Source organism: Enterobacter sp. ODB01 (genome assembly GCF_001623605.1).
GTDB classification, from domain to species: Bacteria; Pseudomonadota; Gammaproteobacteria; order Enterobacterales; family Enterobacteriaceae; genus Enterobacter; species Enterobacter kobei.
This window is the reverse complement of the sequence record NZ_CP015227.1, coordinates 3,193,654-3,205,074: the sequence shown is the minus strand read 5'-3', so window position 1 is coordinate 3,205,074 and position 11,421 is coordinate 3,193,654. Positions and strand designations below refer to the sequence as shown.

Here is an 11,421-nt window from a genome sequence, read left to right as displayed (position 1 = left end):
CTCAGGACACTTTCCTGCTCAAGGAAAGGTTCAATGCTGCTAATGGGTGTGGCCTGGGCGGTTAACTCAGTGACAGCAGCGCCAGACGCTTCCCCGGCATCGGCAAAAGAAATATGCGTCAGTTCCTGATGATCGTTGAATACCAGCTCTGACTGATGATGGGTTTCAGGATCTTCGACAAAATAGTTATTACAGCGAATAACGCTGCCATCTTTCATATAAATGAGAAGGTCTTTACCCTGGCGGACATAACGCACCACATCCTGAGCTGAGCCCTGGATTTCAATCACACTCGGCGATGAAATGGATACCGAGAGATTTCCGTCTCCGGTTAATTTCGTTTTTTCTGCCGTTTTGCGAATGATGACATCAACAACCTTTACGTTACTCATATTCTTCTCCTTGCAGGTGTGCGGATTCCTGTGGATATGTCCACCAGATGGATGTAGCTATCCCTGGGAAAAAACACCCATTATTTTCAGTCTTATTTTGCGCAGCTATGCGCGTCTTTTTTTAACTCAAATCGGGTAATTTTGCGGCAGCGTTTTTCTCTATTCCAATAAGCGACATTAAATTATCAACCGCGGAAGCATAATTAATTGCCGAACTCCACCCATCATACTCAGCGATTATTTTTGCCGACGTGGCCTGCCAGACATCCTGCTCAACGCTGAGCAAATCATTAATGCTCCGCTTGCTCAGGGTGTATTCATTTTTATAAACATCACGGGCACGCAGTGCATTTTCCAGCTGCAGCTTACCGGCTTCCATTCTTCCCCGTGCACCGGTCCAGTCAGCCTGCGCAACGGAGGCTTTTTGCAGAACATCGAAGCGCGCCTGATCAACCATAGAAGAGGCCATAGCCCGTGCGCCTTCTGCCTGACGCACACGTGCGGAGACCGCGCCGCCCTGATAAAGCGGTGCATCAATATTGAGCTGGATCTGGTCGTCCCAGTAAGAACGGTTGTCCGACTCATAACGGGTACGCCCCCCCTTCAGGCTTAAGGTCGGCCAGTGCTGGGACTTCGCCGTTTCCACGCCGTACTGGGCCGAACGCTCCCGGTTCTGCGCCGCTAACACCGTGGGTATCAAGGAATAATCAATGCGGTTAAGCGAATCAGGCTCAACGGCGAGGTTCGCAGGCACGGGCGAATAAGCGTCAGCCTGCATCCCGGTTAAGACCGCAAGCCTTGCGCGGGCGCTGTTTAAGGCGGCGTTATACTGCGCGACCGTTGCCTGCATGCCAGCAATACGCGTGCGGGTCTGCAGTTCATCGGAAGTGGAGCTCACCCCTGCATCCGCACGCAGTTTTGCCAGTTGCTCAACATTTTTAAGCGCCTGAACGTTGTCCTTTGCCGCCTGGAGCAGATCGGAATAGCGTTTAACTTCCACGTAGCTGAGTGCCGTTTTCTCCGCCACATCAGAGAGCGTACTCATCAGCTGGTAGCGGTAACTATCGCGCTGGGCGGAAGACTGGCTGATGCTGTTATTGGTTTTCCCGAAATCGTACAGCAGCTGGGTCAGGCTAATCCCCCAGGCCGCAGAATTCTTCAGCGATCCGCTGGAATCGGTGGTCTGGCTATGACCCGTGCTCCCGTTCAACGCGATTTGTGGCATCCAGCCGCTACGCGCTTCATCTATTTGCGCCTGACCAATACCTAATTGTGCGGCCTGCTGACTAATTGAGGGATCGCGATCGATAGCAAAAAGAATACTTTCTTTTAAGGTCGTCTTTGCCACTGCGGCAATCCCTGCCTGGTGACTATTGGCATAAGCCGTATTTATGGCGAATGAAATTAATGCCAGTGCTGTTGTAAATCGGCGTAACATAGGCTTTCGCAATATCGTCATTTTTATCTCCCTGACTCTGAGCCAAACTCAGGCAATTACCCAAAAAGAGGTATAGATAATTAGACAAATATCTTCTTTAGCGTCCTCACTGAATTTCAGGTAAAACTCCCCCACACCCATTTCCATTGGAAGTGAGAAAGTCCGTCGTCTTATTTCAATTAAGAATTTACTTATTTCTTAAACTGATTTGCAGCATAACAAAATGTGGTATAAGCCACTACACCCACAATGTTAATGTGGTGTTACAAATAAGAAAAAAGATGGGGTTTCTGGACAAAACCATAAAAAGGGCATTTCAAATGAAACATATAAACCCTCTGTTATTTAAGGAAAATTCCTAATCTACTCTCTGTACATTTTTGCGTTAATTTCCAGGAGCGTCAGACACAAAGATTTTCAAAGAAGTGTCAATTTAAGTTATTACCGACCTCGCACCAAAATAAAAATCCATTAAAAAACTAAAGTAAGAGATTAAGCGCCACTATAAATCTTATATACAGAATTTTATTCCATTCAATGGTAGTATAATGGTTACATAACCCAAATCATTAAATAAAACAAAACAATAACACTGTGGTTAACATTCAAAACGGCTTAATGATATCTGCTTAATACAAATGTAATAATCACCTACCGGAATGACTGCACCTCCCGACAGCTTACCCATTCCCCTGCTTCCCTCTGCGCAAAAATGCTGTATTATGCGAATTATTGCGACATTTTGCAGGAGTGCAGCCATGCACAAGACCGCACGTCAACGTTATGTCCTTGATATTTTGAGCGATCAAGGTCAGGCCAGCATTACTGAGCTGGCAGAAAAGCTGCAGGTTTCAGCAGATACCATCCGTCGGGATCTCACCGACCTGGAAAATCAGGGGCTGGCCCAGAAGAACCACGGTGGCGCTATCGCCCTTAATCTTTCCGCCATGAATCGTCAGGGCCGCAACACGCTGCTGCCTGAAACCAAGCAACGCCTGGGGAAACAGGTCGCGCAGGCGGTTCCAGCCGGTTCCACCCTCTTTCTGGATGCCGGCAGCACGGTGATGGCCGTCGCGACCTTTCTTCAGGGGCCTCACACCGTGATCACCACTTCGCTGGACATCGCCCAGCATTTTAGCGACCGGGAAGACATTGATCTGATCCTGCTCGGCGGGAAATGGGACCCGAAACAGCGCCTGTTTGCCGGAAGCGCCACGTTGTCGTTGCTCTCCCGCTATCGGGCAGATATCGCCATTCTTGGGGCGTGCGCCATTCATGCCGAACTCGGTCTGAGTGCCGGTAAAGAGGCCGATGCTGAGGTGAAACGTGCGATGCTCGCCGCAAGCCATGAACACTGGATCGTGGCCGACCATCTGAAAGTTAACCGCTGTGAACCGTATCTGGTTTCAGGGTTATCCGACATTCATCAACTCTTTTTAGATCGTCCCTGGCCTGAGCTTGGGGACCCTGGCGCATTACAGGTCACCATATGCGCGCAATAACGTGGAGAAGGTCATGAGTAAAGTTCAAACAATCAACATTGCGCTGATCGGGTATGGATTTGTGGGTAAAACCTTCCATGCTCCGCTGATCCAGTCCGTGGACGGGCTTAGGCTGGCGGTGGTCTCTTCCCGTGATGAAGAGAAGGTAAAACGCGATCTTCCGGAGGTGCTTGTGGTCGCGACACCGGAAGAGGCTATTCAGCATCCTGATATCGACGTGGTGGTGATTGCCTCGCCTAACGCCACTCACGCCCCGCTGGCTACGCTGGCCCTGAACGCCGGGAAACATGTCGTCGTGGATAAGCCTTTTACCCTCGACATGAAGGAAGCCCGCGACCTGATCGCGCTGGCGGATGAAAAACAGCTCCTGCTCTCTGTTTTTCATAACCGCCGCTGGGACAGCGATTTCCTCGGCATTAAACAGATTATTGCGCAAGGCACGCTCGGCAAGGTCAAGCACCTGGAGTCGCATATTGACCGCTTCCGTCCGGAAGTCCGCGTGCGCTGGCGCGAGCAGAACGTTCCAGGGAGCGGTCTGTGGTTTGACCTGGGGCCGCACCTGATCGACCAGACGCTACAGCTGTTTGGCCTGCCTGAGTCGGTTCAGGGGAATATCGCGACGCTGCGCGAGGGTGCGGAGATCGACGACTGGGCGCACGTGGTTTTAAATTACCCGGCGCACAAGGTTATTCTGCACGCCAGCATGCTGGTCGCTGGCGGGACGGCGCGCTTTACCGTTCACGGGGATAAAGGCAGCGTGGTAAAGGCCAGAATCGATCAGCAGGAAGCACAACTGCTTGCGGGAGTGATCCCCGGCAGCGAAACCTGGGGAGAAGACAGCGACAGCATGGTGTTCTTCGGGGCAGACGGTGCAACGCAGACCGTTGCCACACCGAAAGGCGACCAGCGCCAGTATTACATCCATGTGCGTGATGCGCTGCGCGGGGAAATCCCCCATCCCGTTCACCCTGTCGAGGCGTTAGCGGTCATGGCTGTGCTGGAAGCGGCGGTGAAATCATCAGAGACCGGGACAACGCAGACGCTGGCGTTAACGGCTGAAGAGCGTGCGCTGCTGGGTTAAAAAACAAGCCGGGTGGCGCTGCGCTTACCCGGCCTACGAGTTTGAGCCGTTTGTAGGCCCGTGCAAGCGAAGCGCCGCCGGGCGAAAAGACTACTGACGCTTTTTCGGCATCATGCGCAGCAGCGTATTGTCTTTCCAGAAATAGTGATGCATTAGCGCCGCCGCCGCGTGCAGACCAATCAAGAAATAGCCGAGATTGGCGAGCGTCTCGTGCCACTCCTTCAGCATATCCACCAGATCAAAATTCCCTTCCGCCGCATGCGGCATCAGCAGGCCAAAGGCAAACCAGTCGTTTCCGCGGTTATACATCATCACAATGCCAATCAGCGGCAGCGCAATAAACAGCAGATAAACGATGAGATGCCCAAGGTGCGACATACCGGTGATCATCGCTTTGGGTTTCGGCTGAATAGGCGGTGCGGGATATTTAAGGCGGATGAGCAATCTCGCTACCATCAGCACCAGCACCGAGATCCCGCAGGAGACGTGGATCATGTTTATTACCGGGCGATCGGTACGCGGGAAAAAGCCTCTAAACTCCATCGCGCAGTAGGCGACGACAACTAACAAAAACACCAGCCAGTGAATCGCAATCTGCAGGCTTGAATATTTAGTACGCATGGGATTTCCTGAAAAAAAAACAGTCACCGCGCCAACATAATCTCCTTTCCTTAAAAATTCATTAACTTTTCTGTATGACTTTTCAGTCACTTCCCTGCGGATGAAGTATCTTCAATTGCCGCCCTGTCCGTGATGGTCTAAGCCTGGATGAGTTCAAACTGTCGTATCGACATGTTCACAGGAGAACACAATGAGTAAAATTGGCATTAACGGATTCGGACGCATTGGACGCCTTGTTCTGCGCCGCCTTCTTGAAACTCAGGACAGTAATACTGTCGTCGCCATCAACGACCTCACCTCCCCGAAAGTACTGGCTTACCTGCTAAGACATGATTCCAACTACGGGGGCTTCCCGTGGAGTGTAGATTTCACTGAAGATGCGCTGATCGTCGACGGTAAGACCATTGCGGTATACGCGGAGAAAGAGGCAAAGCATATTCCATGGAAAACGGCGGGGGTGGATATTGTCGTGGAGTGCACCGGCTTCTACACCTCTGAAGAGAAATCCCGGGCACATCTGGACGCAGGTGCGAAAAAAGTGCTGATTTCGGCACCTGCAGGTGACATGAAAACCATCGTCTATAGCGTGAATGACGACACGATTAACGCCAGTGACACCATTATTTCCGTCGCGTCCTGCACCACCAACTGCCTGGCCCCGCTGGCAAAAGCCCTGCACGATGCGTTTGAAATAAAAGTGGGCACCATGACCACCATCCATGCCTACACCGGCACCCAGGCGCTGGTCGATGGACCGCGCGGGAAAGATCTACGCGCCTCGCGGGCAGCAGCTGAGAACATTATTCCGCACACGACCGGTGCGGCAAAAGCCATCGGCCTGGTGATCCCTGCGCTCAGCGGCAAGCTGAAAGGCCACGCGCAGCGCGTGCCGGTAAAAACCGGCTCCGTCACCGAGCTGGTCGCCATTCTTGGCAAGAAAGTTACCGTTGAGGAGATCAACGCTGCGCTGAAAAAGGCGACACAGGGGAATAAATCGTTCGGGTATACCGATGATGAAATTGTGTCGTCAGACGTGATTGGTTCGCACTACGGTTCGGTATTCGACGCCACACAGACGGAGGTGTCGGAAGCGGGAGACCTGCAACTGGTGAAGGCCGTCGCGTGGTATGACAACGAGTATGGTTTCGTGACGCAGCTGGTGCGTACGCTGGATAAGTTCGCCGCGCTGTAAAATTCCCCCTCACCCTGACCCTCTCCCCAAAGGGGCGAGGGGATTGCCCCGTGCTCAGATGATTTTACGCGCCACCTTCAGGACCGGATCCTGCTGAAGCTGTTTCCAGGCTTCGGTGACAGCCTCAGGGAATTCGACGTGCGCGATAAAATCCCGCCCGGCCGGGCCATAGCCGTTCTCATCGTCATACAGACGCGGCAGTTCCCCCATCACCAGAGAAAGGTAACGCTCAACGTCCCACAGCCCTGCGTTACCCTCGCTAAATACCACGCCGTTTTTGCCGTTTTGCAGTATTGGCGTCATTCCCGGGTGGCTAATCCACTGCGGAGAAACGGGCTCATCGCGGCAAACGCGGACGAATGTCGCCATCGTACGGCGCTGCATCGTCGGATCCTGCACCACCAGCATTCGTCCGCTTGTTCGCTGGTGCTGTTTCAGCATGTTCCAGCTAAATCGGGCGTTTTCTCCGCAGTTAGTGGAGCGATCTTCAACCCACAGGCGCGACTCGGGGATCTGCCAGAACTCCCGCGCAATGTCGGCAAGAATGCTTGCTTCCGCCCGCCCGGACACCGGCAGTGGGTGATAACGGGGGTGGTGACGGATCGCATCATACAAAAACGTTGTCGAGTGGCCGATACCGCCGCTAATCAGCAGCGGAACCTGCTTTTCTGCGGCAATTCGGCAGGCGGCTTCAATGGTCGGGATCACCGCGTTTCCTGCCAGAATCACCCCATCAACATCCGGGGTTTGAGACGTGCCGCGGAGATCGTCCTGCGCCAGCCATTCACCGACAGTATTGATGGCCGTAAGCGTAGCGTCCGGCAGGACGGGGAAATGGGGCTGAACCATGGTGAACTCCTCCTCTGTGTTACCTCAGGGTAGCGACTTCGACTTATCAACACAACGGGGGTGCTGTGTCGCTCTTTTTCCTTAAAAGCCCCCTCAACATTTGATTAACATGCGTAAATCATATTCACTTGAATTATCATTTGCGGCAGACGTAGAATCGCCAGTCGACACATTTTTCCATTATTTCTAAGGTAAACAACGTTATGCGCCTGCCCGAACGCGATCCTTATGCTCCTCGCGAGTGGCAGCCACATGAGAAACCCGCTCTGCTGGGGTCGCCTTCCACACCTGAACACAGCACGCCCAAACGGATTGCCTACGGCGTCGTGGGCCTGCTGGTGTGCCTGACGGGGGCGCTGGGTAATGCGGTGGTGACCGCCAATCTGCAAAACCTGCAGGGCACCTTCGGCGCCTGGTCAACGGAAATCGCCTGGCTGCCCGCGGTCTATGTGATGACCAACATCTCCATCAACCTGCTGCTGGTCAAATTCCGCCAGCAGTACGGTCTGCGCGCCTTCACCGAAGGGTTTCTGGTGCTGTATGTGCTGGTCACCTTTTTCCATCTGTTTGTTAACGATCTCAGCTCAGCGCTGATGGTGCGCGCCGCGCACGGGATGGTGGCCGCCGCGCTCAGCTCGCTGGGGATTTACTACCAGATCCAGGCCTGGCCGGCGAAACATCGCCTGAAGGCGCTGACCATCGGCATTACCGGCTCGTCACTCGCCATTCCGCTGGCGCGGCTGTTTTCGACTGAACTGCTCCAGTTGGACGAGTGGCGCGGATTGTATTTCTTTGAACTGGGGCTGGCGCTGATCTCCCTGGCCTGCGTGATCGCGCTGAAGCTGCCGCCGGGCGACCGACGCAAGGTCTTTGAGAAGAAAGACTTTGTCACCTTCTTTCTGCTGGCGCCGGGCATGGCCTTGCTGTGCGCGGTGCTGTCGCTGGGACGTCTGGACTGGTGGTTTGAAGCGCCGTGGATCGGCTGGTCGCTGGCGTTATCGCTGGTGCTGATTGTGTCCGCCATCGTCTTTGAACATAACCGCACTAACCCACTGCTGAATACCCGCTGGCTGTCGAGCGGCAGCATCGTCCGTCTGGGACTGATTATGCTGCTGATCCGCATCGTGCTGGCGGAGCAAAATACCGGGGTGATTGGCTGGTTACAGTATGTGGGATTACAGAATGAGCAGATGACCCATCTGGCGTGGTCCATTTTCGCCGGGATCGTCTGCGGGATCGTCACCAGCTGTCTCACCATCAAGCCCACAAAACTGGCGTGGCCGATTATCACCTCCCTGGCGCTGATGATCATTGCCTCGCTGCTGGACAGCCAGTCCAATAACCTGACCCGCCCGGACCAGCTGATGGTCAGCCAGTTCCTGCTGGGCTTCGGCAGCGCCTTCTTCCTCGCCCCGGCCATGCTGGCCGCCATTGGCGGAGTGATCGCCGACCCGCGTAATCTGGTCAGCTTCTCGGTCATGTTTGGCATGAGCCAGAACCTCGGCGGTCTGCTCGGGTCGGCGATCCTCGGTACTTTCCAGACCTGGCGTGAGAAGTACCACTCCAGCCTGCTGGCAGACCAGCTCACCACGCTCAACCCGCTGGTCAACGAGCGCATTCAGCTTTATACCCAGATGTATAAAAGCCTGATCGGTGACAGTTCGCTGTTGGGGACTCAGGCAATTACCCAACTACAAAGCGTCACCGCCCTTGAGGCAAATATTCTGGCTTACAACGATACTTATCTTCTGACGGCAAGCATCGCTGCCGCCACGCTGGTCTGGATTTTATGGCGCTTGCTGCGTCTGCGCATCACTGCCCGTATGGCGCTGAAGAACGCCACCGGCAACAAGTAATTGAAAGAGTTCTGGAGAATTTATGAGTCAGCAGGATGCCGCCAAAGAGCAGGCCAACACCCGCAAAAATGTGCGCATTGTTTCCGTTTTCACCGCCGCTGCCATCGGTCTTGTCGGCGTGCTGGTGATCCTTTACGCCTGGCAGTTACCGCCCTTTACCCGGCACGTGCAGTTTACCGACAATGCCTACGTGCGGGGACAAACGACGTTTATCAGCCCGCAGGTGAATGGCTATATCACAGAGGTGAAGGTTCAGGACTTTGTGCAGGTCAAAAAAGGCGATCTGCTGCTGCAGATTGATGACCGCATCTACCGTCAGCGGGTGCATCAGGCCGAGGCGCAGCTGGCGATGAAAATTGCCGCCCTGAATAATAACCTGCAGCAGCGTAAAAGCGCCGAAGCGACGATTGCCAAAAATGAAGCCGCGCTGAAAAATGCCCGCGCCCAGAGCCTGAAAACCCAGGCGGATTTGAAGCGCGTGAAGGATCTGACGGCGGATGGGTCACTTTCCGTTCGCGAACGCGATGCCGCCCTGGCAAGCGCGGCTCAGGGCAGCGCCGATATCGACCAGGCGAAAGCAACGCTTGAGATGTCGCGTCAGGATCTGCAGACGGTGATTGTCAATCGCGGGGCACTGGAGGCGGACGTTGAGAACGCCAAAGCGGCGCTGGAGCTGGCGCAGATCGATCTGCAAAACACCCGCATTGTGGCCCCGCGTGATGGCCAGCTGGGGCAGATTGCCGTGCGTCTCGGGGCGTATGTGACCGCCGGGACCCATCTCACCACCCTTGTGCCCCCCAGCACTGGGTTATTGCCAATATCAAAGAGACCCAGCTCGCGGAGCTGCGCGTCGGTCAGCCGGTGAAATTCACCGTCGATGCCCTGAACGACAAAGCGTATCAGGGCCGCGTGGAGAGCATCTCTCCCGCAACCGGCGTGGAATTCAGCGCGATCACGCCGGATAACGCCACCGGGAACTTTGTCAAAATTGCCCAGCGAATTCCGGTGCGCATTGAGGTACTCGGTAAGCCAGAGGAATCCGCCCTGCTGCGTCCGGGCATGTCGGTGCAGGTAACAATTGATACGCGGGAGGCGAAACCATGATCCTGCGTCCGATAGCCGGACTGGTCGTGGCGGTGATGCTGGCCGGATGCCAGTCCGTCGACGTCAAACCGGCGCAGCCCACGCTGCACATTCCTGCGCAATGGCGGGCCACCTCGGGGCCAGCCAGCCCGACGGAACAGCTCTGGTGGCGTAACTTTCATGACAACCACCTGAACCGCTATGTGGACCAGGCGCTTAAGAATAACAGTGACGTGTTGATCGCCCGCGAACGGATAAACGAGTATCAGGCGCGGGTCTTTGCGGCCGACGGCAGCCTGTTTCCCTCGCTTGACGCGGGCGTCACGGGGACGCGCGCCCGTTCGCAATCCGCTGCGACCGGGTTGCCCGTCTACGGTACGGTGTACAGAGGCAGCCTGACGGCGAGCTACGACGTTGATATCTGGGGCGTCAACCGCAGCACGGCGAATGCCGCTCAGGCGTCGCTGGAGGCGCAAAAAGCCGCCGCTGCCGCCGCGGATTTGACTGTCGCCTCGTCCGTGGCTTCCGGGTACGTCACCCTGCTCTCACTTGACGAACAGCTGCGCGTGACTGAAGCCACGCTGAAGTCCCGCGAAGAGGCGTTTAACCTCGCGAAACGTCAGTTTGAAACCGGCTACAGTTCGCGCCTGGAGCTGATGCAGTCTGACTCCGAATTACGTTCAACGCGGGCGCAGGTGCCCGTGTTACAGCATCAGATTGCGCAGCAGGAAAATGCGCTTAGCCTGCTGCTGGGAAACAATCCCGGCGCGGTAGCGCGCAGCGAAAGCTTTGCGGCGCTGACGCCGCTGAAGCTGCCGTCGCAGCTGCCTTCCACGCTTCTGAACCGTCGCCCGGATATCGTTCAGGCTGAACGCCAGCTGGTGGCGGCGGATGCCTCCCTTGCCGCGTCGCGCGCCAGCCTGCTGCCATCGATCAACCTGACCGCCACCGGATCGATTCAGGATCGCACCCTTTCTGGCCTGCTGGACAATCCGCTTCAGCTCTGGAGCGCCGGGGGCAGTATTCTTGCCCCGCTGCTGAACCGCCAGGCGCTGAATGCGCAGGTGGATATTTCCCAGTCCCAGCGTAACCAGGCGCTGTACGCCTATGAAAAAACCGTGCGTAACGCGTTTGCCGAAGTGAACAACAGCCTTGATGCCATTACGCGCTATCAGGAACAGCTGACGGAGCTACTCGCCCAGCAGGCTGTGGCGCAGGAGACGCTGCGCATTGCGCAGAATCGCTATCGCAACGGCTATTCTTCCTATCTGGACGTGCTGGACGCGCAGCGCACGCTGTTCTCGGTCCAGACCAGCGTCGTGCAGGTGAAAAATAACCTGCTGCTGGCGCAGATTGATTTATACAGGGCGCTGGGCGGCGGCTGGGGCAGTGCCTGAAATCCTGCCC

8 protein-coding genes and 2 pseudogenes are annotated in these 11,421 nt (G+C 55.4%); 6 read left to right on the top strand and 4 right to left on the bottom strand.

The window, feature by feature from the left end; translation table 11 throughout:
* Positions 1-47: 47 nt before the first annotated feature.
* Both A4308_RS22995 and A4308_RS15300 read right to left on the bottom strand, forming a co-directional pair.
* Positions 48-392: pseudogene (locus tag A4308_RS22995) on the bottom strand (BapA/Bap/LapF family prefix-like domain-containing protein); the annotation flags it as partial.
* Positions 393-513: 121 nt separating this feature from the next.
* The gene (locus A4308_RS15300) at positions 514-1,851 is read right to left on the bottom strand and encodes a TolC family outer membrane protein (RefSeq protein WP_023337257.1); all 1,338 of its coding nucleotides are present in this window, start codon (positions 1,849-1,851) and stop codon (positions 514-516) included.
* A 737-nt stretch (positions 1,852-2,588) separates the two neighbouring features.
* On the opposite strand from A4308_RS15300, the gene A4308_RS15295 reads away from it, so the two are divergent.
* A complete protein-coding gene (locus A4308_RS15295; RefSeq protein WP_063308651.1) occupies positions 2,589-3,332 on the top strand; it encodes a DeoR/GlpR family DNA-binding transcription regulator in 744 nt (247 codons plus the stop codon).
* Positions 3,333-3,345: 13 nt separating this feature from the next.
* Positions 3,346-4,413 (top strand): oxidoreductase, encoded by a 1,068-nt coding sequence (locus A4308_RS15290; protein ID WP_045282078.1) that lies wholly within the window; start codon positions 3,346-3,348, stop codon positions 4,411-4,413.
* Positions 4,414-4,503: 90 nt separating this feature from the next.
* On the opposite strand, the gene cybB is transcribed toward A4308_RS15290, so the two are convergent.
* Positions 4,504-5,034, bottom strand: coding sequence for a cytochrome b561 (cybB, locus tag A4308_RS15285; protein WP_014883764.1), 531 nt, complete (start codon positions 5,032-5,034; stop codon positions 4,504-4,506).
* A gap of 190 nt (positions 5,035-5,224) precedes the next feature.
* Here cybB and gap point away from each other — a divergent pair, with 190 nt between their 5' ends.
* The gene (gap, locus tag A4308_RS15280) at positions 5,225-6,226 is read left to right on the top strand and encodes a type I glyceraldehyde-3-phosphate dehydrogenase (protein ID WP_023330368.1); all 1,002 of its coding nucleotides are present in this window, start codon (positions 5,225-5,227) and stop codon (positions 6,224-6,226) included.
* A 54-nt stretch (positions 6,227-6,280) separates the two neighbouring features.
* Here the strand turns inward: gap and A4308_RS15275 are convergent, their stop codons facing one another.
* Positions 6,281-7,075 carry a YdcF family protein gene (locus tag A4308_RS15275; protein ID WP_045282077.1) on the bottom strand — a complete coding sequence of 265 codons (795 nt, stop codon included), beginning with the start codon at positions 7,073-7,075 and terminating at the stop codon, positions 6,281-6,283.
* 203 nt (positions 7,076-7,278) lie between these two features.
* Here A4308_RS15275 and A4308_RS15270 point away from each other — a divergent pair, with 203 nt between their 5' ends.
* The 3 genes and pseudogenes from A4308_RS15270 to A4308_RS15260 all read left to right on the top strand — a co-directional run bounded on the left by A4308_RS15270 (position 7,279) and on the right by A4308_RS15260 (position 11,411).
* The gene (locus A4308_RS15270) at positions 7,279-8,931 is read left to right on the top strand and encodes an MFS transporter (RefSeq protein WP_023337255.1); all 1,653 of its coding nucleotides are present in this window, start codon (positions 7,279-7,281) and stop codon (positions 8,929-8,931) included.
* Positions 8,932-8,953: 22 nt separating this feature from the next.
* Positions 8,954-10,035, top strand: a pseudogene (locus tag A4308_RS15265) (HlyD family secretion protein).
* Complete coding sequence (locus tag A4308_RS15260; RefSeq protein ID WP_045282076.1) at positions 10,032-11,411, top strand: efflux transporter outer membrane subunit; 1,380 nt, start codon at positions 10,032-10,034, stop codon at positions 11,409-11,411. The pseudogene A4308_RS15265 and the gene A4308_RS15260 overlap by 4 nt, the downstream one beginning before the upstream one ends.
* Positions 11,412-11,421 lie beyond the last annotated feature (10 nt).